The following is a 22,899-nucleotide window of genomic DNA, read 5'->3' as shown; positions in this document are numbered from 1 at the left end:
AGGGCACGCCTAAGGCAGGGGCAGGCGGGTCACCAGGCGGAACCGCTCCGCCACGACCGGGGTGTCGTCGTCGACCGTGAAGTGCGGGTCGCCGATGGCCTCCCGCATCTGCGGGCCGTGCCAGAACTCCTCGTGGCCGGAGCGCCATTCGGCCACTGACGTGAACCCCTCGCCCTCGTCCAGCGCGTGCTGGAGCCCCACGTCCGCCAGGCGCAGGACCCGTACGTCCGTCACCTCCAGGACACCCACCGGACGCTCGGCGGAGTCCACGATCACCATCATCTCGCCCGCCACCGGCAGCGGGTCCCCCGCCGCCTCGTAGTCGGCGAGGACTCCCGTGGTCGTGGTCTTGGCCCCGCTCAGAACCGCCGCCACCAGCAGGTCGCGCAGCGGCCCGGGGGAAGCGAACTCGATGGGCGGAAGATCTTCGTAGGCCGTCATGGATCCCACCCTACGGTCCTCCGCGCGATCCGGCCCGAACAGCGGCGCGCCCTGCCGACAACCTGCCACGAACCGGAACAACCGCATCAACTCAACGGCCCGGAACACCAGTTGAAACGAGCCACGCGGTGGACTGGACCTTGACGCGGAGCTGTGCGTACCGCTTTGCTGTGCGTGATCTTCCGGCCACACCGTCCAACCGCCCGCGTCCTGGAGGGAATCCCGCGGATGTCGCCCCCTCCGCCGCCCCTCGGCCGCACCCGCAAGCGGGACGCCCAGCTCTTCGACCCCGCCCTCTGTGACACGGAACTCGTCGACGTCCGCGCCCAGTTCACCCAGGGCCGGTGGGCCAAGGCCCGCACCCTCCTCGTCGCCACCGGCGACGACTGGGACCGCCGCGGGCACCGCTTCGTCGTCCTCGCCGAAACCCCGGCCGCCACCGCCTGGGCCCGCGAGTGGCTCCTCGCCGAACCGGAGAGCGCCGACGCCGTCACCCTCCTCGCCTGCGCGGCCGTCTTCGGCGCCCTGCGCCGCAAGGGCACCCCCGAGGCCGCCGAGGAGGCCTGCCGCCGCGCCGCGGCCCTGCTCCCGGCCGACCCCACCCCCTGGCTCGGCCTGCTGCTCCTCACCCGCGCCTTCGGCACCGAGGAGGAGTTCAGCCGCCACTTCGACCAGGTCCGGGCCCGCCACCGCGAACACCACCACGCCCACCACCTGATGGTGTCCCGACTGGCCGAGCGGGCCCCCGCCGCCGGCCGCGACCCCCTCCACGAGGTGTATGACTTCGCCGCCTGGGCCGCCGAGGAGTCCCCGGCCGACTCCCCGCTCGCCGTCCTCCCCGTCATCGCCCACGCCGAGCGCTACCGCGTCCTCGCCGCCGCGCAGGGCCACGGCCCGGACGCCGGAGCCGAGCACTGGTCCGGCCGCCGCGCCCGCCAGGTGCTGCGCTCCGCCTTCGACTGGTGGCTGGAGTGGGAGCGCGAGGACCACCCCCGCAACCGGGTGGACCTCAACTTCCTCGCCCACGCCAAGCTCTGCGAGGGCCGCCCCGCCGAGGCGGCCGCCCTCTTCCAGCGCATCGGCAGCCACGCCACCCGGGCCCCGTGGTCCTACCCCGACCTCGACCCGCACAAGGCCTTCCTCGCCGCACGCCGCGCCGCACTCGGCACCGCCTGACCCCGGCCCAGCCGGACCCGCCCCGCACGTACCGCTCAGCCGGCAACGCCCAGCCGGACCCGCCCAGCACCTACCACCCAGCACGTACCGCCCAGCACGTACCGCCCAGCACGTACCGCCCAGCACCTACCACCCAGCACCTACCACCCAGCACGTACCGCTCAGTCCCCGCCCCGAAAGGACACCCCCGCCATGCCGACGGGCAGATCCACCACGCTCACCGACCCGGCCGGCCAGGCCGAGATCCGTACGTACAAGGGCCAGGACCGCGCCCTGCGCGCCGACCGCCTCGGCACCGCCGGCCTGCTGCTCTCCGTGCTCGCCGCGAGCGCGCCCCTGATGGTCGTCGCGGGTGTCATGCCCACCACTTACGGGGTCATGGGCATCGTCGGACAGCCCCTGCTGTTCGTGATCCTCGGCGCCGTCCTCGCCCTCTTCAGCATCGGCTACGCCGAGATGAGCCGGCACGTCCACAACGCCGGAGCCTTCTACGCCTACATCGCACGCGGACTCGGCCCCACTGCCGGCGCCGGCGCCTCGCTCGTCGCCCTCGTCGCCTACAGCGCCATGCAGGTCGGCGTCTACGGCATCCTCGGCTTCGAGATCTCAGGCCTGTTCGCCACCTACCTCGACACCGAACTCGCCTGGTGGATACCGGCCCTGGCCGCCGTCGCCCTCACCGGTGCGCTCGGCTGGCTCAAGATCGACCTCAACGCCAAGGTCCTCGGCGTCCTCCTGCTCATCGAGGTGCTCCTCGTCGTCGTCTTCGACGTCGCCGCCCTCGGCAAGCCCGGCCCCGAGGGCCTCTCGCTGCACGCCTTCAACCCCGAGACCCTCACGGGCGCGGGCCTCGGCACCGCCCTGTGCTTCTGCATCGCCGCCTTCGTCGGCTTCGAGCAGTCCCCGGTGTACGCCGAGGAGACCAGCAAGCCGCACATCGTCGTCTCCCGGGTGATGTTCCTCGCCGTCGGGTTCGTCGCCCTCTTCTTCGCCCTCAGCGCCTGGGCCATCAGCGTCGCCACCGGCCCCGGCGAGGTGGTCAAGGCCTCCACCGAGGCCGGCCCCGGCCTGCTCTTCCAGCTCACCGAGAGCCGCCTGGGCGCCACCTTCACCGACGTCCTGCACATCCTGTTCGTGACCGGCATGTTCGCGGCGATGCTCAGCTTCCACAACGTCGTCTCCCGCTACGCCTTCGCCATGGGCCGCGAAGGCCTGCTCCCCGCCGCCTTCGGCCGCACCAACGCGGGCACCGGAGCCCCCGCCACCGGCTCGCTCCTGCAGACCGTGATCTCCGTCCTGGTCGTCCTGGCCTTCGCCCTCACCGACGACACGCCGACGGGCGACCCCACTGTGCCCGTCCTGCACCTGTTCACCTGGATGGGCAGCGTCGGCGCCCTCGGCGTGACCCTCCTCATGGCCACCGCCTCCTTCGCGGTCATCGCCTTCTTCGTCCGCCGCGGCACCGCCGGCGCCCAGCTCTGGCGGCTCGGCGCGGCGGGCGTCGCCGGCCTCGCACTGCTCGCCATCGCCGTGTACACCGTCAAGGACTTCGGTGTCCTGGTCGGCGCCGAGGAGGGCTCCGCGCTGAGCTGGGCCCTGCCCGGCATCATCGCCGCCGCCGCGGTCGCGGGCCTGGCGTACGGGCTCTTCCTGCGCTCCGCCCGTCCCGCGGTGCACGCCCGCATCGGCCTGGGCAACGAGGCCTTCCGCCTCGACCAGGCGGCGGAGTCGGAGTCGGCCGAGGCCGCGGTCCCGGCCCCGCGCGGCTGACCCGTACCGGACGTACGACGAAGGGGCCCCGCCGCAGCGGGGCCCCTTCGTCGTACGTCCTTCGTGCGTGAAAGCGGCGCTCAGGCGCTCAGGCCTTCTTGACCACGCTGGACTTCAGCTGCATGGCCCCGAAGCCGTCGATCTTGCAGTCGATGTCGTGCCCGTCGACCCCGTCGATGAGCCGGATGTTGCGCACCTTGGTGCCGGCCTTGATCCCCGAGGGGCTGCCCTTGACCTTGAGCGCCTTGACGACGGTCACGGTGTCGCCGTCGTTCAGCACGTTCCCGACGGCATCCTTCACGACCTGCTCGCCGGCGTCCCCGCCGGTCTCGGCGTCGCTCTCGGCGGGCACCCACTCGTGACCGCACTCGGGGCACACCACGAGCGCGTTCATCTCGTAGGTGTACTCACAGGAGCATTTCGGACACGCGGGAAGGTTCTCGTTCACCGGCCCAGAATATCCCGAACCCGCCCTGCACGGTTCGCCGCGCGATGTTCCCCAAACGCAGAAAACCCCACGTGAAGTGGGGTTTTCGCTTGGTGTCCGAGGGGGGACTTGAACCCCCACGCCCGATAAAGGGCACTAGCACCTCAAGCTAGCGCGTCTGCCATTCCGCCACCCGGACAAGGTGTCTGTCTCGCGTCCCTCGCGGGCCGTTCTGACGTGGAAAACATTACCAAACATTCCGGGGTCCTCGATCACACCCCCCGGCGGCCGGGGATCGCCCTTGGGGGAAGCGGCCCGGGGCGCGAGGATGGAGTCAGTTCGGTACTGATCAGTGGGAGGAAGCAGCGTGAGCGAATCGGGCGCGGGCAGGACCGTCTCCGGCGAGGACGAGGTCGTCGACCTCTGCCGGGACCTCATCCGGATCGACACCAGCAACTACGGGGACCACTCCGGGCCCGGCGAGCGCAAGGCGGCCGAGTGGGTCGCCGAGCAGCTCGCCGAGGTCGGGCTGGAGCCGCAGATCTTCGAATCGCACAAGGGGCGCGCCTCGACCGTGGCGCGGATCGAGGGCGAGGACCCCTCGCGGCCGGCGCTGCTGATCCACGGGCACACCGACGTGGTCCCGGCCAACGCCGCCGACTGGACCTACGACCCCTTCGCCGGCGAGATCGCCGACGGCTGCGTGTGGGGCCGCGGCGCGGTCGACATGAAGGACATGGACGCGATGACGCTGGCCGTCGTGCGCGACCGCATGCGCAGCGGCCGCAAGCCCCCGCGCGACATCGTGCTGGCCTTCCTCGCCGACGAGGAGGCGGGCGGTACCTACGGCGCCCGGTACCTGGTCGACAAGCACCCCGGCCTCTTCGAGGGGGTGACGGAGGCGATCGGCGAGGTCGGCGGCTTCTCCTTCACCGTCAACGAGAACCTGCGGCTGTATTTGGTGGAGACCGCCCAGAAGGGCATGCACTGGATGCGGCTCACGGTCGAGGGCACCGCCGGCCACGGGTCCATGACCAACAACGACAACGCCATCACCGAGCTCTGCGAGGCCGTGGGGCGCCTGGGCCGCCACACGTGGCCCGTACGCGTCACCAAGACCGTCCGGCACTTTCTGGACGAGCTCTCGGACGCGCTGGGCACCCCGCTCGACCCGGACGACATGGACGCCACGCTGGCCAAGCTCGGCGGCATCGCCAAGATGGTCGGCGCGACCCTGCGCAACTCCGCCGCCCCGACCATGCTCGGCGCCGGCTACAAGGTCAACGTCATCCCCGGCCAGGCCACCGCCCACGTGGACGGCCGCTTCCTGCCGGGCTACGAGGACGAGTTCTTCGCCGACCTCGACCGGATCCTCGGCCCGCGCGTGAAGCGGGAGGACGTCCACGCGGACAAGGCACTGGAGACGGACTTCGACGGCAAGCTCGTGGACGCCATGCAGACCGCCCTGAAGGCGCACGACCCGATCGCGCGCGCGGTCCCGTACATGCTCTCCGGCGGTACGGACGCCAAGTCCTTCGACGACCTCGGCATCCGCTGCTTCGGCTTCGCTCCGCTCCAGCTTCCGCCGGAGCTGGACTTCGCCGGGATGTTCCACGGCGTGGACGAGCGGGTGCCGGTGGAGGGCCTGAAGTTCGGCGTACGGGTGCTCGACCGGTTCATCGACGAGTCCTGAGTCGCGTGGACGACGGAGTAGGGCGTAGCTAACGCCCGGAAATCGGGAAGGTGTGCGGAATCCACTGAGAAGAGTGAATGCGCTCATACGCTCGTAGCCCCGGTGATCCCTCCTCGTTACAGGTGGTGCGGTCCGCGGCTGGGACCGCGCTTGCCTACTAGGAGGAACAATGCTCAAGAAGGTTGCCGCCGCTGCGGCTGTCACCGGTGGTCTGGTTCTCGCGGGTGCGGGTCTGGCTGTCGCCGACGCGGGTGCTCAGGGTGCGGCCATCGGCTCCCCCGGTGTCGCGTCCGGCAACGTCATCCAGGTTCCGGTTCACGTTCCCGTGAACGTCTGCGGTAACACGGTCTCCGTGATCGGCCTGCTGAACCCGGCTTTCGGCAACACCTGCGTCAACGCCTGACGTTTCTGAAGTTCTCGGCCCCGGAGCGCATTCCAGCGCTCCGGGGCTGCCGGGCTTTACGGGCCCGATGACGATCTTTCGGCGTACCGGGCGGGGGAGCCTGTGCGGCCAGTGCGCCGACCGGGCGTGCACGTGCGTGCGCGTGCACGACGCACACACCAGGGGACGAAGTACAGATGCGACGACAGGTACAGGTCACCGGCAAGAAGACCTTGATCACCATGGCGGCCGCGGGGGGTCTGCTCGCGCTCGGAGGGGGTTACGCACACGCGGACTCCGGCTCATCCGGCCGCGCCGCGCACTCACCGGGACTGCTGTCCGGGAACGCCCTCGAGGCACCCGTGGACGCACCGCTGAACGCCTGCGGGAACACCGTGACGGTGGTGGGGGCCCTGAACCCGGCCTTCGGGAACCGCTGCGCGAACCTCCCGGGCCGCGCCGGACACCCGCAACATGCCGAGCACCCGCAGCACCCGAACCACCCCGAACACCCGGGCAACCCGCACGAACCGTGCGACGAGGACACCGGCCCGGGGCATCCGGAACACCCGGGCGGGCCCGGGGATCACGACGACCCGGGCGGGCCCGGGGGTTATGAGAACCCCGGCGACCACGGGAACCCGGGTGGTCCCGGCGATGACGGCAACCCCGGCGGTCCCGGGGGCGACGGGAACCCGGGCGGTCCTGAAGACGGCGGCAACCCCGGTGGTCCCGGCGACGGCGGCAACCCGGGCGGCCCCGACGACCACGGCACCCCCGGCGGTCCGGGGACCGGGCAGCAGCCCGGGACTCCCACCGGCCCCGGGTCCGGTACCGGTACGGGACCCGGCACCGGATCGGTGACCCCCGTGACGCACCCCGCCCAGGGGACCGGTACCGGTACCGCTTCGACCCCGGCCGGGGGACTCGCCGCTACGGGCTCCGGTGACGTCCTCACCGCCGGGGTGCCCCTGGCCGCGGGCATGCTGCTGGCCGGCGCCGTGCTCTACCGCCGGGCGCGCGGCGCGGCCTGACGGTTCCTCACGATGCGGGTCCCGCCACGGGGACCCGCATCACCAGGTCGCGCGGACCTGGCGGATGATCCGGCGGCGCAGTCGCACGCGGCGACTGCCGTCCCGAAGCAGGGTCAGCCGGTCGAGCTCCCAATGCCCGTACTCGGCGTGTTCGGTCAGCAGGCGGGTCGTTTCCTGACGTGGAACCCCACGGGGCACGTACAAGTCGACAAATTCGTATTCCGGCATCGCATCTATTGTGCCGCGAGAGCCCCGCTACGGATAGCGTCTGCACTATGTCTGATGCCGCTCTGCCCACTGTTGCCGAGGTACGCGCCGCCGCCGAGGCGGTCAAGGCCGCGCTCGACCGTCACCTCGCCGCGGTCGAGAGCAGGATCGGGGACGATGATCCGGACGTCTACGCCGCGTTCAACGAACTCGCCGCCGCCGCCGAGGAGTACGACGAGCTCCTCTACGACCGCTACGACGAGGTCACCCCGTTCGAGATTCCCACGCCCGAGGACGGCCTCCCGTACACCGGGCCCGCCGAACCCGCCGCCTTCAGCGTGCTCATCCGCCGCGACTACGCCGTCGTCGAGCCCGCGCGCCTGATTGCCCAGGCCGAACGTGTCGTCGCGCACGACCGCGAGGCCGAACTCGCCCACGACGGCGGCACCGCCGACGCGCTCGGCGTTCTCTTCGGCGAGTACGAGCCGGATGAAATCGCCTCCCGGGCCAAGGACTTCGGGCTGGAGGAGGGCGATTCCACGCTGTGGATCGCCGCTTCGGAGGAGGTCGCGGAACCGGGGGAGTGGCTCGGTACGCCCTTCGCGCACATCGATCCGCAGGACGTGATGCACCGGTTCGACGTCAGCTCGGTCTTCGACGAGGACGACGAGGGTGACGACGAGGAGGACGCCGAGGACGGCCGGCCGGCCGAGCGGGGTCTGACCCCGGCCTGAACCGGCCCCGCGCGACGCCCCGTACGGAAACGCACCGCGGCCCCCGTCCCACCCGGGACGGGGGCCGCGGCGCGTCCGCTACTGGGGCTGCGCCGACGCCGAGGCCACGAGCGCCCGCAGCAGACCCGCCAGCCGGGTCGTACGGGGCTTCGCCGGGACCTCCGCGACCGCGTGCGGGAGCGCCTGGTCCACCCCGTGCACCACCGACAGGTGCCGCTCGGCCCGCCCGAACGCCGTGTACACCCAGTCACGCGACAGGGCCTGGGCCGCGTCCCCGGGCAGGACGACGACGGCCGCGGGCCAGCGCGAGCCGACGGCCTGGTGCGCCGTCACGGCCCAGCCGTGCCGCACCTGCGACTCCACCCGCTCCTTCGGTACGACGATCCGCGCGCCCGCGGCTCCGGCCAGGTGCAGCCCCTGGGCGTCGGCCGACACGACCCGGGCCGACAGCGCCCGCCCGGCGGCGGGCACGTGGACCACCCGGTCACCGGGGTCGAAGCCGCCGAACCGGCCGGGGCCCGGGTTCAGCCGCTCTTTGAGGGCCGCGTTGAGCGCGCGGGTGCCCGCCGGGCCGCCGTGGCCCGGGGTGATCACCTGGACGGCGTCCGCCGGGATCCCGAAGGCGCGGGGCACCGACTCGGCCACCAGCTGGACGGTGCGGTGCACCGCCTCCCCGGCGTCGCGGACCGGGACGATGACGACCTCCTTGCCGGGGGCGTCGACCTGGTTCAGCTCCCCGGCCCCGACTCCCGAGACCAGCTCGCCGATCGGGCCCGGGTCCGGGATCCGGGAGACGAGCTGCGGGCAGGCACGGGCGGCGAGCACATCGGCGAAGACCCGGCCGGGACCGGCGGAGCCCAGCACCGCGGGGTCGCCGGACAGCACCAGGCGGGCCCCGTCGGGGACGGACTCCACCAGCGCGGCGGCCGTCTCCACGTCCAACTGCGGGGCGTCCAGGACGATGAGCAGGTCCAGCGCGAACTGCCCGTCCGCGTCCCGGCCCGGGCCCTCGGCGCCGGCCAGCAGGCCCGCCACGGTGACGGCGTCCTCGGCCGGGGCGTGCGCGGCCAGGCAGGCCCGCAGGCCGAACTCCCGGGCGGCGGCGAGCAGTGCGCGGGGTTCGGCGCGGGCGGCCTCGCCGCCGGTGTGGGTGAGCAGCCCGTGCCCGGCGGCGGCGCGGATCAGCTCGGCGCCGGGGCCGGTGGCGGCCTTGTCCCAGTCGGCAGGGTCCGTGAAGGTGTTGGCGAGCCGGGCCAGACCCTCGGCGAGGCTCTCCTCGGCCATGGCGGAGCCCTCCAGGCCCACCAGGGTCCGTACGAGCTGCTCTTCCCCCTCGGCGGACTCCGCGACGGGCGGCCCGACCGGCTCCTCGAAGGCCAGCGCGGCACCGTCGCCGACGGCCGCCTCCAGGGCCTCCGCGGGGTCCGGCACGCCGTACTGGGCGAGTGCGGACTCCAGGGTGGGGGCCTCCAGCACGGTGTGGCCCTTGGCCGCGGCCTGCGCCAGCAGCCAGCCCACCAGGGCGGCGGCCCGCCGCTCGTCGCCGGGGCCGGTCGCCTCGGCGCCGAGCAGGGCGCGGGCGAAACCGTCGGCCTGGGTCGGGCGGACCCCGGCGACGGCCAGCAGCCGCCAGGGGGACTCGACGAGCTGCTCGGCCGCGTCCTCGCCGAGGGCGGCGGCGGTCTGCGGGGCGAGGGCCTCGGGGGCTCCGCCCCTGGCCAGCACGGCGCGGATCGCCTGGACGGCGTCGGGGGAGGGGGCGTCCGCCTGCGGCGCGGGCGCGGGCGCGGGGGTGCGCGCCGGGGCGGGCGCTGGAGCGGGCTCCGGCCGGCGGGGCGCCGGGGGCGCGTCGAACCGGGCCGGGGGCGTGCCGCCGCCCTCCACGGCCCGTACGGCGGCCAGCAGGTCGGCGGCCGTGCCGCTGAGCTTGGCGCCGGCCTCCACGGGGGCTTCGCGCTCCGCCTTGCGGCGGGCGATGCGCTCCCGCTCGATCTTCTGCGCGGCCAGTTCCGCCGCGGCTTCGCTGAGCTGGGGCTTGGCCTCGGCGGCCCCGTCCGCGGCGGCGTCCCCACCGGTCCCGCCGGCCGCTTCCGGGTCTGAGCCCGCTTCCGCATCCGCTTCCGCTTCCGGGTCGCCGGTGGTGGGCCCTGCGGGGCTTTCCCCCACCCCGCCCCTTCCCGCAGTGCCGATATGCGGCTCCGCCGCGTGGCGGGGCTCCGCCCCCGGACCCCCGTCCGGCCCGGCGGCTTCGCCGGGGCCGTCCAGCAGGGCTTCGCCCTCGGCGGCCTCGGGCTCGGCCTCGGGCGCGGGTCCGGGCCCGGCCTCGCCGGATCCGTCCGGCCGGACGGCCGGCTCCGGCTCCGCCGCCGAGGGCCCGGCTTCGCCGGAAGGGTCACTGTCGGCCGGGTGCTCCGTGACGGCTGCGGGGGCCGCCAGGTCTTCCGGGGCGGGGGCAGCGGCGGGCGCCGGGTCCTCCGCGGCAGCGGCGTCGGCGGCGGTGTCGCTCACAAGGTGCTCCAGTCCTGATCGGGGTAGCGGTGGACGGGCGCCGAGACGTCGTCCAACGCTTGGCGGATCTCCTCCGGAAGACTAAGGGCCTCCACCGACAGGGCCGCCCCGAGCTGCGCCGACGTACGCGCGCCGACGATCGGCGCGGCCACCCCGGGGCGGTCCCGGACCCAGGCCAGGGCCACCTGGAGCGGGGTGACCGCCAGGCCGTGGGCGGCCGTCGCCACCGCGTCCACGATCCGGCTCGCCGGCTCGTCCAGGTACGGGTCCACGAACGCGGCCAGGGTCTCCGAGGCGCCCCGGGAGTCCGCCGGGGTGCCCGCCCGGTACTTGCCCGTCAGGACGCCCCGGCCCAGCGGGGAGGAGGGCAGGAGGGAGACCCCCAGGTCCAGCGCGGCCGGGACCACCTCCCGTTCCACCCCGCGCTGGAGCAGGGAGTACTCCATCTGTGTGGACGCCAGCCGGGTCCGTACCCCGGGCGCCGCGAGCTGCCAGGTCGCCGCCTTCGCGAGCTGCCAGCCGCTGAAGTTCGACACGCCCGCGTACCGCGCCCGGCCGCTGCTCACCGCGATGTCCAGCGCCTGGAGGGTCTCCTCCAGCGGGGTCCAGGGGTCGAAGGCGTGGACCTGCCAGAGGTCGACGTAATCCGTGTCCAGACGGGCCAGGGAGTCGTCCAGGGCGGCGAGGAGGTGGCCGCGCGAGGCGTCGAAGCGGCGGTCCGGGTCCGCGACGCCGCCGGCCTTCGTCGCGATCACCAGGTCCCGCCGCGGGACGACGGAACCGATCAACTGCCCGAGGAGGTACTCCGCCTCCCCGCCCCCGTACACGTCGGCGGTGTCCACGAGCGTGCCGCCCGCGTTCCAGAACGTCTTCAACTGCGCGGCCGCTTCCGCCTCGTCCGGTCCGTCCGCCGACCGGCCCCAGGTCAGTGTGCCGAGACCGATCCGGGAGACGCGCAGTCCGGTGCGGCCGAGATGCCTCTGCTCCATGAGGGCTGAGACTACTGCGGCGCTGACGCGGGGCACCCGGGCGCGCTACAGTCCCCGCAGACCCACGTTACTGATCGGTAAACAGGCAAGGGGACCACACATGCGGCTCGGCATCAATCTCGGCTACTGGGGCGCTGGCATGGACGCCGACAACCTGGCCGTCGCGCAGGAGGCCGACCGCCTCGGCTACGACGTCTGCTGGGCCGCGGAGGCCTACGGATCCGACGCCCCGACCGTGCTCGCCTGGGTCGCCGCCCAGACCGAGCGCATCGACGTGGGCTCCGCCATCCTGCAGATCCCGGCCCGCCAGCCCGCAATGACGGCCATGACGGCCGCCACCCTCGACTCCCTCACCAAGGGCCGCTTCCGGCTCGGCCTCGGGGTCTCCGGACCCCAGGTCTCCGAGGGCTGGTACGGCGTCAAGTTCGACAAGCCGCTCGCGCGGACCCGCGAGTACGTGGAGATCGTCCGCAAGGCGATGACCCGCGAGCGGCTGTCCTACGAGGGCGAGCACTGGACCCTGCCGCTGCCCGGCGGGCCGGGCAAGCCGCTCAAGCTGACCGTGCACCCCGAGCGCGAGCACATCCCGCTCTACATCGCCGCCATCGGGCCCAAGAACCTTGAGCAGACCGGCGAGATCGCCGACGGCGCCCTGCTGATCTTCCCGGCCGCCGAGCACCTGGAGGCGACCGCCCTCACGCACATCCGGGCGGGCCGCGAGAAGGCCGGGCTGACGATGGACGGCTTCGACGTCTGCCCGACCGTGCCGCTCGCCCTCGGCGAGGACGTGGCCGGGCTCGCGGACATGTTCCGCCCGTACACCGCCCTGTACGTGGGCGGCATGGGCAGCCGCAAGCAGAACTTCTACAACCAGCTCGCCCAGCGCATGGGCTACGAGAAGGAAGCCGCCGAGATCCAGGACAAGTACCTGGCCGGCGACAAGCAGGGCGCGGCCGCCGCGGTCCCGCACTCGCTGATCGACTCCACCACCCTGCTGGGCCCGGTGGAGCGCATCGCCGACGGGATGCGGGCCTACGCCGAGGCCGGGGTCACCACCCTGACGCTCGCCCCGGCCGGCTTCACCCTGGAGGAGCGGACCGCCGCCCTGCGCGCCGGCGTCGAGGCCATGGAGCTGGCCGGCCTGGCCTGACCGCCGCCGGACGGAGTCCGGCGCGGCCGCCCCAAGCCGGCGAAACCGTGCGAGGGCGGTGTGGAGAAGGAGAAGCCTGCGGCCGTGGTGGGGGCTCGGGGGGTCTTCCCCGCCACGGCCGACACAGCCAACAACGCGCCGGGCGGCCCGCGGGTTACGCGCCGCGGGCCATCTCGGGGCATCGTTCATTCGGACGAGTAGCGCGCCCCGCGGGTTGCCCGCCCGGGCGGGCGGAGTTTGACTCGGAACATGCTCTCTGCCCGCAGCCTGTTCCAGGAGATCGTCGAGAACGACGACTCCTTCCAGCTGTTCTGCTCCATCGCCGCCAGCGGGGAGTCCCAGGGCGGCTGGGAGAACGCCCGGATCGCGGCCCTGGTCCCCGACGGCATGCGCGACCTCGCGCCCAAGATCACCCGGCACGGCGCCGACGAGGACAAACACGGCCGGATCTTCAACGCCCTGCTGCGCAAGCGCGGCCTGCCGCCCGTCCCGGTCCCGCCCGAGACCGACTACACGATGCTGCTGGAGCGGCGCGGCATCGGCCTCGCGCACGAGAAGCTCCGCCGCGACGAGCCCCTGACCGAGGAGGACATCGTCGTCTACCTGGCGCACAGCCGGGTCACCGAACAGCGCGCCGCCGATCAGATGGACATGCTGGTCAAGTACTTCGGCGACCACCCCGAGGTCGGCCGGGCCATCCGCATGATCAGCCACGACGAGGACAACCACCTCGCCTACTGCCACGAGGAGTTGCTGCGCCTCGCCCGCGAGGGCCACGGGCCGGTCATCCACCGGGTCCTGCGCGAGAGCGCACTCGCGGAGATCGCCGTCTACCGCGACGTCAGCCTCGCCGTCATGGACCACATGGGCCGGCTGCTGCGCTGGCCCGCCCCGAAGGCGGCCCTGCTCGCCACCGGGATCCGCGGGATGTACGCGTACGAGCGCTTCAGCGGCTGGCACCGGATGATCGACCTGCGCGTGCCGGAGCGCCGCGACGCCCTCGGCGGCGCCGCAACACCCGAATTCGCCTGAGCCCGGCCCGGGCCGCCTAGTGCTGTGGCCGGAAAGGTTCACCGTGTCACGGCGCCCGGCACGGCACCTCGCCGCGTTGTCGGACCACGACGGTACGTCCAGTACGAGTCGGGGTCCTCCGCCTTGCGATGCACCGCACCGGACACCGCGACCCGGCAAACCTTTCCGGCCACAGCACTAGAGCCAGCCGCGGCGCTTGAACATCCGGTGCAGGCTCACGCACAGGGTCACCATCACCAGCACCACCAGCGGATAGCCCCAGGGCTGCTTGAGCTCCGGCATGTGCTCGAAGTTCATCCCGTAGATCCCCGCCACCATGGTGGGGACCGCGGCCATGGCCGCCCAGGCGGAGATCTTGCGCATGTCGTCGTTCTGCCGGACGCCCATCTGCGCCAGGTGCGCGGCCAGCGCGTCCGAGAGCAGCCGGTCCAGGCCCTCGATGTACTCGTTCGCCTTCGTCAGGTGGTCCGCGACGTCGCGGAAGAACGGCTGGGCGCGCTCGTGCACGAAGGGCACGTTCCCGAAGGCGAGCCGGTCCATCGGCTGGAGCAGCGGGCTCGTGGCCCGGCGGAACTCCAGGACCTGCCGTTTGAACCCGTAGATCCGGGCGGCGGTGTTCTTGCTGTCCGCGGGATTCGGCGAGAAGACCTCCGCCTCCAGCTCCTCCAGATCCGCCTGGAGCTCGGAGGCCACCTCGATGTAGTGGTCCACCACGGCGTCCGCGACCGCGTACAGCACCGCCGTGGGGCCGTGCTTGAGCACCTCGGGGTCCTGCTCCAGCCGGTGGCGCACGGCGGCCAGCGCGGCCCCCTCGCCGTGCCGCACCGTGACCACGAAGGAGTCGCCGATGAACACCATCAGCTCGCCCGTGGTCACCGTGTCCGAGGCATCGTCGTACATCACCGGCTTGAGGACCACGAACAGCGAATCGTCGTAGACCTCCATCTTCGGCCGCTGGTGCGCGGTCAGCGCGTCCTCCACCGCCAGCGGGTGCAGTCCGAACTCCTGGCTGACGTGCTCGAACTCCTTCTCCGTCGGCTCGTGCATGCCCACCCAGAGGAAGGCGTCACCGGTGGCCCGCGCCTCGTCGAGGGCGTCGGAGAAGTCGTCGGGCGCCTCGGAGCGGCGGCCGTCGCGGTACATGGCGCAGTCCACAATCACTCGCGCATTGTTCCCTGCCCGGGCCCCGTCCGCACGCCGGCGGCACCGCATACCCTTCTGCCATGGCCACGCTGATCCTCGTACGACACGGGCGGTCCACCGCCAACACCGCAGGGCTGCTCGCCGGATGGACCCCGGGGGTGACCCTCGACGAGCACGGAGCCGCACAGGCCGCCGCGCTGCCCGGGCGGCTCGCCGCGGTGCCCCTCGCCGCCGCCGTCACGAGCCCGCTGGAGCGGTGCGCCGAGACCCTCGCGCCGCTGCTGGCGGCCCGGCCCGGTCTTGCGCTGCACACCGACGAGCGGATCGGCGAGTGCCACTACGGCGACTGGTCGGGCCGCAAACTCTCCGAGCTGTCCGAAGAACCGCTGATGCGCATCGTCCAGCAGCACCCCTCGGCCGCCGCCTTCCCCGGCGGCGAGTCCATGCGGGCCATGCAGGCCCGCGCCGTGGACGCCGTCCGCGACTGGAACGCGCGGATCGAGGAGGAACACGGCACGGACGCCGTGTTCCTGATGTGCTCGCACGGCGACATCATCAAGTCCCTTGTCGCGGACGCCCTCGGCATGCACCTGGACCTCTTCCAGCGGATCCACGTCGACCCCTGTTCGGTCACCGCGATCCGCTACACGCCGACCCGGCCCTTCCTGCTCCGGCTCGGCGACACCGGCGACTTCGCCTCCTTCGCACCCCGCGAACCGGCCTCGCCGGACGCCGCGGCGGCCCAGGACGCCGCGGAAGCGGGCGGCGAGGCGGTCGTAGGGGGCGGTGCGGGCGCGGTGTGATCGAACGGCGCAGTAGGGTGGACGGGCCAACCCATGGGCGCAGCCCTGCCCCTGCCGCCGACGCTTGGAGACTGGACGTGCCCCGTCAGGTGTTCCTCTACGACCCACCGGACCGTTTCGTGGCCGGCACGGTCGGCCTGCCTGGACGCCGTACGTTCTTCCTGCAGGCCTCCACCGGTCCCCGCGTCACCTCCGTCTCCCTGGAGAAGACCCAGGTGGCGGCGCTCGCGGAGCGGATGGAAGAGCTGCTGGACGAGGTCGTACGGCGCACCGGGGGCAATGCCCCCGTCCCGGCCGTGGCCCCCGCCGAGGCGACCGACACCGCACCCCTGGACGTCCCCGTCGAGGAGGAGTTCCGCGTCGGCACCATGGCCCTGGCCTGGGACGGCGAGGACCAGCGCATGATCGTCGAGGCGCAGGCCCTGGTGGAACTCGACGCCGACTCGGAGGAGGACCTCGCCGAGGCGGAGGAGCGGCTGCTCCAGGACGAGGAGAACGGGCCGCCGATGCTGCGCGTCCGCCTCACCGGCGCCCAGGCCCGGGCCTTCACCAAGCGGGCCCTGGACGTGGTCAACGCGGGCCGGCCGCCCTGCCCGCTGTGCAGCCTCCCGCTGGACCCCGAAGGGCACGTCTGCCCGCGCCAGAACGGCTACCGGCGCCAGGCGTGAACGCCACGGGGGAGCTGGAAGAACTGCTGGCCCACGGGGAACTCACCGTCGTCGGCCGGATCCGGGAGGCGTCCAACGCCGTCCTGCTGTGCACGGTCACGCACGGGGGCGTGAGCACCGACTGCGTGTACAAGCCGGTCAAGGGCGAGCGCCCGCTGTGGGACTTCCCCGATGGCAACCTCGCCCAGCGCGAGGTCGCCGCGTACCTGGTCTCCGAGGCCACCGGCTGGGGGCTGGTGCCCCCGACCGTGCTGCGCGACGGACCGTACGGCGAGGGCATGGTCCAGCAGTGGATCGAGACGGGGGAGTCCCCGGAGGCGGAACTGCTCGCGCTCGTGGAAGGCGAGGAGGCCGGGGAGGGCTGGAAGCCGGTCGCCTTCGCCGAGGTCGGCGAGGGCCGCACCGCGCTCCTCGTGCACGCCGACGACGAACGGCTGCGCCGGATGTCCGTCCTCGACGCGGTGATCAACAACGGCGACCGCAAGGGCGGCCACCTGCTGCCCGCCCCCGACGGACGGCTCTACGGCATCGACCACGGAGTGACCTTCCACACCGAGGACAAGCTGCGCACCCTCCTGTGGGGCTGGGCCGGGGAGCCGCTGACCGGGGAAGCGGGGTCCGTCCTGACCGCCCTGGAGGCCGCACTGGCCGCCGGGCAGCCCCTCGCCACCCGACTGGCCGAACTGGTCACCACCGCCGAGCTGGCCGCCGTACGGGCCCGCGTGGCCCTGCTGCTGCGCACCGGGAGGCATCCGCAGCCCTCGGGGCAGTGGCCCGCGATCCCGTGGCCGCCCGTCTGACCGGGCCGCGGCCCGCGACACGACGAACGCACAGAACCAGCCGTGGCGCAAGAGTGCCGATCCGGACAACAGTGCAGGTCCGGTTCGTTTGAGGAACACTCGTCCGGTTAGTCTCGAGTCATGCATGCCTGGCCCGCTTCTGAGGTCCCCGCCCTGCCTGGCAAGGGCCGCGACCTCCAGATCCACGACACCGCGACCCAAGGGACGATCACCCTCGCCCCCGGTCCCGTCGCCCGTATCTACGTCTGCGGGATCACCCCGTACGACGCGACGCACATCGGTCACGCGGCGACCTACAACGCGTTCGACCTCGTGCAGCGCGTGTGGCTCGACACCAAGCGGCAGGTCATCTACGTCCAGAACGTCACGGACGTCGACGATCCACTGCTGGAGCGTGCGCTGCGCGACAACCAGGACTGGACCGAGCTCGCCGAACGCGAGACGGCTCTCTTCCGCGAGGACATGACCGCCCTGCGGATGCTGCCTCCGCAGCACTACATCGGCGCCGTCGAGGCCATACCGGGCATCGTGCCGCTGGTCGAGCGGCTGCGGGACGCGGGCGCCGCCTACGAGCTGGACGGCGACGTCTACTTCTCGGTGGAGTCCGACCCGAACTTCGGCAAGGTGTCCAACCTGGACGCCGAGGCGATGCGGCTGCTGTCGGCGGAACGGGGCGGCGATCCGGACCGGGCGGGCAAGAAGAACCCGCTCGACCCGATGCTGTGGATGGCGGCCCGCCCGGGCGAGCCGAGCTGGGACGGCGGGTCGCTGGGCCGCGGCCGGCCCGGCTGGCACATCGAGTGCGTGGCCATCGCCCTGGACCACCTGGGGATGACCTTCGACATCCAGGGCGGCGGCTCCGACCTGGCCTTCCCGCACCACGAGATGGGCGCTTCGCACGCCCAGGTGCTGACGGGCGAGTTCCCGATGGCCAAGGCGTACGTACACGCCGGGATGGTCGCGCTGCACGGCGAGAAGATGTCGAAGTCCAAGGGCAACCTGGTCTTCGTATCGGCCCTGCGGCGGGCGGGCGTGGACCCGGCGGCGATCCGCCTGGCCCTGCTCTCGCACCACTACCGCGCCGACTGGGAGTGGACCGACGCGGTCCTCGCGGAGGCGGTGGCCCGCCTGGAGCGCTGGCGCGCGGCCGTCTCCCGGCCCGACGGCATCGCGGCGGACGACCTGGTCGAGGAGGTCCGCGAGGCGCTCGCCAACGACCTGGACGCCCCTGCTGCTCTCGCAGCGGTGGATCGCTGGGTCGAGCTCCAGATCGCCACGGACGGCGACGACGAGTCCGCGCCGGGTCTCGTGTCCCGCACGGTCGACGCACTCTTGGGCGTGGCCCTGTAGCACCTGCGGCGCCGTTGCCGGGGGCTCTGCCCCCGGACCCCCGCGCCTCAAACGCCGGCGTGGCTGGATTTTGCCCGGCGAGGCTGGAATTTCCCCGGCAACGCCGGAGGGGCTGGGTTGCCCGTAGGGCAATTCCAGCCCCTCCGGCGTTTGAGGAGCGGGGTCCGGGGCGGAGCCCCGGGAAACGGCGAAAGGGCGGGGCGGGGAGAAATCTCCCTGCCCCGCCCCCACCACCGGGCTACGCCTCCGGAGGCGTCTCGTCCTCGTCCGGCGAGGCCGCCGGAGGGGCCGGGGGTTCGTCCCCCGACGGATCCGGCTTGCGCTTCGGCGGCCGCGGCAGGCCACCGGAGGTGTCCCGCAAATACGACCCGTCACCCGGCTCCGCACCGGCGGACGGATCACGCCGCCGCAGGTACCGCTCGAACTCCCGGGCGATCGCGTCCCCGGAGGCCTCCGGCAGGTCGGCGGTGTCCCGCGCCTCCTCCAGCGTCTGGACGTACTCCGCCACCTCGCTGTCCTCGGCCGCCAGTTGGTCCACGCCGAGCTGCCACGCCCGCGCGTCCTCGGGGAGTTCGCCCAGCGGGATCCGGATGTCGATCAGATCCTCCAGCCGGTTGAGCAGCGCGAGGGTCGCCTTCGGGTTCGGCGGCTGGGACACGTAGTGCGGCACCGCCGCCCACAGGGACACCGCCGGCACCCCGGCATGGGTGCAGGCCTCCTGGAGGATGCCCACGATCCCGGTCGGGCCCTCGTACTTGGTCTCCTCCAGATCCATCGTCCGCGCCAGATCGGCGTCCGAGGTCACCCCGCTGACCGGCACCGGGCGGGTGTGCGGGGTATCGCCCAGCAGCGCCCCCAGGATGACGACCATCTCCACGCCCAGCTCATGGGCGAAGCCCAGGATCTCGTTGCAGAACGAACGCCACCGCATGGACGGTTCGATGCCCCGCACCAGTACCAGGTCGCGCGGTTTGGTCCCGCCGATCCGGACCACCGACAGCCGGGTCGTCGGCCACGTGATCTTGCGGACCCCGTTGTCCAGCCACACCGTCGGCCGGTTGACCTGGAAGTCGTAGTAGTCCTCGGCGTCCAGAGCCGCGAAGACCTCGCCCTTCCACTCCCGGTCCAGGTGTGCGACCGCACCGGAGGCCGCGTCACCCGCGTCGTTCCAGCCCTCGAACGCGGCCACCATGACCGGGTCGATCAGCTCGGGCACGCCCTCAAGCTCGATCACCCAGGTCTCCTTCCGAAGTTCCCTTGTGTACGTGGGTCAGCCTAAGCCTTGATGAGGCACCGGCCACAGCCCACGACAGAGGGGCGGTTCCCCCTGGAACCGCCCCTCTGCCCGTTCACGCCACCGCTTATGCCTTGTGGGCCAGCATCTCCTCGACCCGGCCGCGCACTTCGGCGTTGTCCAGACCGCGGACCGTCACCGTCGTACGGCGGCGCAGCACGTCGTCCGCCGTCTCCGCCCACTCGTTGTCCCGGGCGTAGGCGACCTGCGCCCAGATCTCCGGACCGTCCGGGTGGATCCGCTCGGCCAGCGCCGGGTCCTCGTTCGCGAGCCGCGCGATGTCGAAGGCCAGCGAGCCGTAGTGCGAGGCCAGGTGCCGGGCGGTCAGCGGGGCCATCCGGGAGCCCGGCTCGCGGTCCACGAGCAGCCGGTGCGCCACCGCGTTCGGGTTGGCGACACCGGGCAGCGCGATCCGTCGTACGAGGGACTTCACCGGCTCCATGTCCTCGGTCAGCGGGCTGCCCGGAAGCTTGGCCAGCTTGTCCATGACCACGCGGCCGATGTGCCGGTACGTGGTCCACTTGCCGCCGGCCACCGACAGCATCCCGCCCGCGCCCTCGGAGACGACCGTCTCGCGCTTGGCCTTCTCCACCCCGCCCGGGCCGCCGGGCAGCACGCGCAGGCCCGCGAAGGCGTACGTCATCAGCGAGCGGTCCAGATCAGCGTCCTTCACCGAGAAGGCCGCCTCGTCCAGGATCTGCTGGATGTCGCCCTCGGTGGCGCGCACGTCCGCCGGGTCGCCCTCGTACACCTCGTCCGTGGTGCCCAGCAGGAGCTGGTCCTCCCACGGCAGCGCGAAGGTGATGCGGTACTTGTCGATCGGGGTGGCCATGGCGGCCTTCCACGGCGACTTGCGCTTCATCACGATGTGCGCGCCCTTGGAGAGGCGGATCGACGGCATCGAGTGCTTGTCCTCCATGCGCCGCAGGTGGTCCACCCACGGGCCGGTGGCGTTCAGCACGACACGGGCGTCCACCCCGAACTCGGTGCCGTCCAGGCGGTCCTTGAGCTCCGCGCCCGAAACCCGGCCGCGCGTCATGCGCAGCCCGGTGACCTCGGCGTGGTTCAGGACGACCGCGCCCGACTCGACGGCCGCGCGGACCGTCATGACGGCGACGCGCGAGTCGTTCATCTGGTGGTCGTAGTAGACCGCCACGGCCTTCAGGTTGTCCGTCTTGAGACCCGGGTTGTCGGCGGCGGCACGGGCCGGAGAAATGATCTTGCCCATGCCGTCGCCGAAGCCCGACAGAGCCGAGTACGCGAACACGCCCGCGCCCAGCTTCGCCGCGCCCACCGGACCGCCCTTGTACACGGGGAGGTAGAAGGTGAGCGGGTTGACCAGGTGCGGGGCCACGTCCTTGGCCAGCACCCGGCGCTCGTGGTGGTTCTCGGCGACCAGCTTGACCGAACCGGTCTGCAGGTAGCGCAGGCCGCCGTGGACGAGCTTGGAGGAGGCCGAGGAGGTGGCGCCGGCGAAGTCGCCGGCGTCCACCATGGCGACCCGCAGACCCGACTGCGCGGCGTGCCAGGCCACCGAGGTGCCCAGGATGCCACCGCCGATGACCAGCAGGTCGTACGTGGCCTTCGCCAGCTGCTCACGGGTCTCGGCGCGGCTCGCGTTCGAGCCGGCGGTCGGGTGCGTACCCAGGGTGGGAACGCTCTGCAGGGTGCTCATGTCCGTTGACTCCTACTTGCTCGTCGATTAAGCCGCTGTGCGGTCAGCTGGCGTCTTCGTCATCGACCCAGCCCATGGACCGCTCCACGGCCTTGAGCCAGCTCTTGTACTCGCGATCCCGCTGCTCGGCGGGCATCCGCGGGGTCCACTCCGCCGCGCGGCGCCAGTTGGCGCGCAGGGCGTCGGTGTCGGGCCAGAAGCCGACGGCCAGGCCGGCGGCGTAGGCGGCGCCGAGGCAGGTGGTCTCGGCGACCATCGGGCGCACCACGGGGGCGTCCACGAAGTCGGAGAGGGTCTGCATCAGCAGGTTGTTGGAGGTCATGCCGCCGTCGACCTTGAGGGCGGCGAGCTCGACGCCCGAGTCCTTGGTCATGGCGTCGGTGATCTCGCGGGTCTGCCAGGCGGTGGCCTCCAGGACGGCACGGGCGATGTGCGCCTTGGTGACGTACCGGGTGAGGCCGGCGATCACACCGCGGGCGTCGGAGCGCCAGTACGGGGCGAACAGGCCGGAGAAGGCGGGCACGAAGTACGCGCCGCCGTTGTCCTCGACGGAGGAGGCCAGGGTCTCGATCTCGGCCGCGGTCTTGATCATGCCCATCTGGTCGCGCATCCACTGGACGAGCGAGCCGGTGACGGCGATGGAGCCCTCCAGCGCGTAGACCGGCTTCTGGTCGCCGATCTGGTAGCCGACCGTGGTCAGCAGGCCGCTGTAGGAGTTGATGATCTTGTCGCCGGTGTTCATGAGCATGAACGTTCCGGTGCCGTACGTGGACTTCGCCTCGCCCTCGGCGAAACAGGTCTGGCCGAACAGCGCGGCCTGCTGGTCGCCGAGCGCCGAGGCGACCGGGACACCGGCGAGGACGCCCTCCTTGACGTGGCCGTAGACCTCGGCGGAGGACTTGATCTCCGGGAGGACGTTGAGGGGCACGTCCATGGACTCGGCGATCTTCTCGTCCCAGGCCAGGGTGTGCAGGTTCATCAGCATGGTGCGCGAGGCGTTGGTGACGTCGGTGACGTGCACACCGCCCTGGGCGCCGCCGGTGAGGTTCCAGATGACCCAGGAGTCCATGGTGCCGAAGAGGATGTCCCCGGCCGCGGCGCGCTCGCGCAGGCCCTCGACGTTGTCGAGCAGCCAGCGCACCTTGGGGCCGGCGAAGTAGCTCGCCAGCGGCAGGCCGGTCTCGCGGCGGAAACGGTCCTGGCCGACGTTGCGGCCGAGCTCCTTGCACAGGGCGTCGGTGCGGGTGTCCTGCCAGACCAGCGCGTTGTGGACCGGCTCGCCGGTGTGGCGGTCCCACAGCAGGGTGGTCTCGCGCTGGTTGGTGATGCCGACGGCCTTGACGTCCGCGGACGTGAAGCCCGGAATGCCTTGGGCGGCCTTGGCCATGGCCCCGGCGACGACCTCCTGGACGTTGGTCCAGATCTCGGCGGCGTCGTGCTCGACCCAGCCCGGCTTCGGGAAGATCTGCTCGTGCTCCTTCTGATCGACGGCGACGATGCGCCCGTCACGGTCGAAGACGATGCAGCGGGAGGAGGTGGTGCCCTGGTCGATCGCGGCGATGAAGGGGCCGGTGCTCGTGGTCATGGTGGCTGCTCCTGGCAGGTGTCGAAGTAGGCGGAATC

General features: G+C 72.4%; 21 protein-coding genes and 1 tRNA gene. 12 read left to right on the top strand and 10 right to left on the bottom strand.

The window, feature by feature from the left end; genetic code table 11:
- Positions 1 to 9 precede the first annotated feature (9 nt).
- A complete protein-coding gene (locus AC061S_RS24265) occupies positions 10 to 441 on the bottom strand; it encodes an ASCH domain-containing protein (protein WP_478688020.1) in 432 nt (143 codons plus the stop codon).
- Between the two features lie 228 nt (positions 442 to 669).
- Between AC061S_RS24265 and AC061S_RS24260 the strand changes: the two genes are divergently transcribed.
- Both AC061S_RS24260 and AC061S_RS24255 read left to right on the top strand, forming a co-directional pair.
- Positions 670 to 1,617: a hypothetical protein gene (locus tag AC061S_RS24260; RefSeq protein WP_478688019.1), complete on the top strand. Its 948-nt coding sequence runs from the start codon at positions 670 to 672 to the stop codon at positions 1,615 to 1,617.
- Between the two features lie 192 nt (positions 1,618 to 1,809).
- Positions 1,810 to 3,387 (top strand): APC family permease, encoded by a 1,578-nt coding sequence (locus AC061S_RS24255; protein WP_478688018.1) that lies wholly within the window; start codon positions 1,810 to 1,812, stop codon positions 3,385 to 3,387.
- Positions 3,388 to 3,475: 88 nt separating this feature from the next.
- Here AC061S_RS24255 and AC061S_RS24250 read toward each other — a convergent pair whose 3' ends face one another.
- Together AC061S_RS24250 and AC061S_RS24245 are read right to left on the bottom strand one after the other, a co-directional pair.
- Positions 3,476 to 3,835, bottom strand: a complete 360-nt coding sequence (locus tag AC061S_RS24250; RefSeq protein ID WP_478688017.1) for a zinc ribbon domain-containing protein YjdM — start codon at positions 3,833 to 3,835, stop codon at positions 3,476 to 3,478.
- Between the two features lie 90 nt (positions 3,836 to 3,925).
- Positions 3,926 to 4,013, bottom strand: a tRNA-Leu gene (locus tag AC061S_RS24245).
- A 168-nt stretch (positions 4,014 to 4,181) separates the two neighbouring features.
- Between AC061S_RS24245 and AC061S_RS24240 the strand changes: the two genes are divergently transcribed.
- The 3 genes from AC061S_RS24240 (at position 4,182) to AC061S_RS24230 (ending at position 6,923) form a co-directional block, all read left to right on the top strand.
- Complete coding sequence (locus tag AC061S_RS24240) at positions 4,182 to 5,507, top strand: M20/M25/M40 family metallo-hydrolase (RefSeq protein WP_478688016.1); 1,326 nt, start codon at positions 4,182 to 4,184, stop codon at positions 5,505 to 5,507.
- 169 nt (positions 5,508 to 5,676) lie between these two features.
- Positions 5,677 to 5,910 (top strand): chaplin ChpH, encoded by a 234-nt coding sequence (gene chpH / locus AC061S_RS24235; RefSeq protein ID WP_478688015.1) that lies wholly within the window; start codon positions 5,677 to 5,679, stop codon positions 5,908 to 5,910.
- Positions 5,911 to 6,086: 176 nt separating this feature from the next.
- Complete coding sequence (locus tag AC061S_RS24230; RefSeq protein ID WP_478688014.1) at positions 6,087 to 6,923, top strand: chaplin; 837 nt, start codon at positions 6,087 to 6,089, stop codon at positions 6,921 to 6,923.
- A 39-nt stretch (positions 6,924 to 6,962) separates the two neighbouring features.
- Here the strand turns inward: AC061S_RS24230 and AC061S_RS24225 are convergent, their stop codons facing one another.
- The gene (locus AC061S_RS24225) at positions 6,963 to 7,151 is read right to left on the bottom strand and encodes a DUF5703 family protein (protein WP_243333977.1); all 189 of its coding nucleotides are present in this window, start codon (positions 7,149 to 7,151) and stop codon (positions 6,963 to 6,965) included.
- A 47-nt stretch (positions 7,152 to 7,198) separates the two neighbouring features.
- Here AC061S_RS24225 and AC061S_RS24220 point away from each other — a divergent pair, with 47 nt between their 5' ends.
- Positions 7,199 to 7,864 (top strand): hypothetical protein, encoded by a 666-nt coding sequence (locus tag AC061S_RS24220; protein ID WP_478688013.1) that lies wholly within the window; start codon positions 7,199 to 7,201, stop codon positions 7,862 to 7,864.
- A gap of 78 nt (positions 7,865 to 7,942) precedes the next feature.
- On the opposite strand, the gene AC061S_RS24215 is transcribed toward AC061S_RS24220, so the two are convergent.
- Together AC061S_RS24215 and AC061S_RS24210 are read right to left on the bottom strand one after the other, a co-directional pair.
- Complete coding sequence (locus AC061S_RS24215; RefSeq protein ID WP_478688012.1) at positions 7,943 to 10,372, bottom strand: helix-hairpin-helix domain-containing protein; 2,430 nt, start codon at positions 10,370 to 10,372, stop codon at positions 7,943 to 7,945.
- Positions 10,369 to 11,361: an aldo/keto reductase gene (locus AC061S_RS24210; RefSeq protein ID WP_478688011.1), complete on the bottom strand. Its 993-nt coding sequence runs from the start codon at positions 11,359 to 11,361 to the stop codon at positions 10,369 to 10,371. Before AC061S_RS24210 ends, AC061S_RS24215 begins: the two co-directional genes overlap by 4 nt.
- A 100-nt stretch (positions 11,362 to 11,461) precedes the next feature.
- Here AC061S_RS24210 and AC061S_RS24205 point away from each other — a divergent pair, with 100 nt between their 5' ends.
- Both AC061S_RS24205 and AC061S_RS24200 read left to right on the top strand, forming a co-directional pair.
- The gene (locus AC061S_RS24205) at positions 11,462 to 12,511 is read left to right on the top strand and encodes an LLM class F420-dependent oxidoreductase (RefSeq protein ID WP_243333982.1); all 1,050 of its coding nucleotides are present in this window, start codon (positions 11,462 to 11,464) and stop codon (positions 12,509 to 12,511) included.
- A gap of 249 nt (positions 12,512 to 12,760) precedes the next feature.
- Entirely contained in the window at positions 12,761 to 13,543 is a 783-nt protein-coding gene (locus AC061S_RS24200) for a ferritin-like domain-containing protein (protein WP_478688010.1), read from the top strand.
- Positions 13,544 to 13,720: 177 nt separating this feature from the next.
- Here the strand turns inward: AC061S_RS24200 and corA are convergent, their stop codons facing one another.
- Positions 13,721 to 14,704 (bottom strand): magnesium/cobalt transporter CorA, encoded by a 984-nt coding sequence (corA, locus tag AC061S_RS24195; protein WP_478688009.1) that lies wholly within the window; start codon positions 14,702 to 14,704, stop codon positions 13,721 to 13,723.
- A 62-nt stretch (positions 14,705 to 14,766) separates the two neighbouring features.
- On the opposite strand from corA, the gene AC061S_RS24190 reads away from it, so the two are divergent.
- The 4 genes from AC061S_RS24190 to mshC all read left to right on the top strand — a co-directional run bounded on the left by AC061S_RS24190 (position 14,767) and on the right by mshC (position 18,307).
- Positions 14,767 to 15,489, top strand: coding sequence for a histidine phosphatase family protein (locus tag AC061S_RS24190; protein WP_478688008.1), 723 nt, complete (start codon positions 14,767 to 14,769; stop codon positions 15,487 to 15,489).
- Between the two features lie 77 nt (positions 15,490 to 15,566).
- Positions 15,567 to 16,157 (top strand): DUF3090 domain-containing protein, encoded by a 591-nt coding sequence (locus AC061S_RS24185; RefSeq protein WP_243333987.1) that lies wholly within the window; start codon positions 15,567 to 15,569, stop codon positions 16,155 to 16,157.
- Positions 16,121 to 16,957 carry an SCO1664 family protein gene (locus AC061S_RS24180; RefSeq protein WP_478688047.1) on the top strand — a complete coding sequence of 279 codons (837 nt, stop codon included), beginning with the start codon at positions 16,121 to 16,123 and terminating at the stop codon, positions 16,955 to 16,957. The genes AC061S_RS24185 and AC061S_RS24180 overlap by 37 nt, the downstream gene beginning before the upstream one ends.
- A gap of 120 nt (positions 16,958 to 17,077) precedes the next feature.
- Positions 17,078 to 18,307: a cysteine--1-D-myo-inosityl 2-amino-2-deoxy-alpha-D-glucopyranoside ligase gene (mshC, locus tag AC061S_RS24175; RefSeq protein WP_478688007.1), complete on the top strand. Its 1,230-nt coding sequence runs from the start codon at positions 17,078 to 17,080 to the stop codon at positions 18,305 to 18,307.
- A gap of 238 nt (positions 18,308 to 18,545) precedes the next feature.
- On the opposite strand, the gene AC061S_RS24170 is transcribed toward mshC, so the two are convergent.
- From AC061S_RS24170 to glpK, 3 genes are all read right to left on the bottom strand, one after another.
- Positions 18,546 to 19,541: a PAC2 family protein gene (locus AC061S_RS24170; RefSeq protein WP_478688006.1), complete on the bottom strand. Its 996-nt coding sequence runs from the start codon at positions 19,539 to 19,541 to the stop codon at positions 18,546 to 18,548.
- A 127-nt stretch (positions 19,542 to 19,668) separates the two neighbouring features.
- The gene (locus AC061S_RS24165; RefSeq protein ID WP_478688005.1) at positions 19,669 to 21,276 is read right to left on the bottom strand and encodes a glycerol-3-phosphate dehydrogenase/oxidase; all 1,608 of its coding nucleotides are present in this window, start codon (positions 21,274 to 21,276) and stop codon (positions 19,669 to 19,671) included.
- 43 nt (positions 21,277 to 21,319) lie between these two features.
- Complete coding sequence (gene glpK / locus AC061S_RS24160; RefSeq protein WP_478688004.1) at positions 21,320 to 22,861, bottom strand: glycerol kinase GlpK; 1,542 nt, start codon at positions 22,859 to 22,861, stop codon at positions 21,320 to 21,322.
- Positions 22,862 to 22,899: the final 38 nt, after the last annotated feature.

The sequence above is a fragment of the Streptomyces sp. CA189 genome (genome assembly GCF_056428985.1).
Note: the sequence above shows the minus strand (reverse complement) of the source record. Positions and strands in the feature narration are given on the sequence as shown.

Excerpts from the sequence above, each read along its gene's own strand:
- AC061S_RS24265 (WP_478688020.1), bottom strand. The coding sequence starts at position 441 with ATGACGGCCTACGAAGATCTTCCGCCCATCGAGTTCGCTTCCCCCGGG.
- AC061S_RS24260 (WP_478688019.1), top strand. The coding sequence starts at position 670 with ATGTCGCCCCCTCCGCCGCCCCTCGGCCGCACCCGCAAGCGGGACGCC.
- AC061S_RS24255 (WP_478688018.1), top strand. The coding sequence starts at position 1,810 with ATGCCGACGGGCAGATCCACCACGCTCACCGACCCGGCCGGCCAGGCC.
- chpH (WP_478688015.1), top strand. The coding sequence starts at position 5,677 with ATGCTCAAGAAGGTTGCCGCCGCTGCGGCTGTCACCGGTGGTCTGGTT.
- AC061S_RS24230 (WP_478688014.1), top strand. The coding sequence starts at position 6,087 with ATGCGACGACAGGTACAGGTCACCGGCAAGAAGACCTTGATCACCATG.
- AC061S_RS24225 (WP_243333977.1), bottom strand. The coding sequence starts at position 7,151 with ATGCCGGAATACGAATTTGTCGACTTGTACGTGCCCCGTGGGGTTCCA.
- AC061S_RS24220 (WP_478688013.1), top strand. The coding sequence starts at position 7,199 with ATGTCTGATGCCGCTCTGCCCACTGTTGCCGAGGTACGCGCCGCCGCC.
- AC061S_RS24210 (WP_478688011.1), bottom strand. The coding sequence starts at position 11,361 with ATGGAGCAGAGGCATCTCGGCCGCACCGGACTGCGCGTCTCCCGGATC.
- AC061S_RS24205 (WP_243333982.1), top strand. The coding sequence starts at position 11,462 with ATGCGGCTCGGCATCAATCTCGGCTACTGGGGCGCTGGCATGGACGCC.
- AC061S_RS24200 (WP_478688010.1), top strand. The coding sequence starts at position 12,761 with ATGCTCTCTGCCCGCAGCCTGTTCCAGGAGATCGTCGAGAACGACGAC.
- AC061S_RS24190 (WP_478688008.1), top strand. The coding sequence starts at position 14,767 with ATGGCCACGCTGATCCTCGTACGACACGGGCGGTCCACCGCCAACACC.
- mshC (WP_478688007.1), top strand. The coding sequence starts at position 17,078 with ATGCATGCCTGGCCCGCTTCTGAGGTCCCCGCCCTGCCTGGCAAGGGC.
- AC061S_RS24165 (WP_478688005.1), bottom strand. The coding sequence starts at position 21,276 with ATGAGCACCCTGCAGAGCGTTCCCACCCTGGGTACGCACCCGACCGCC.
- glpK (WP_478688004.1), bottom strand. The coding sequence starts at position 22,861 with ATGACCACGAGCACCGGCCCCTTCATCGCCGCGATCGACCAGGGCACC.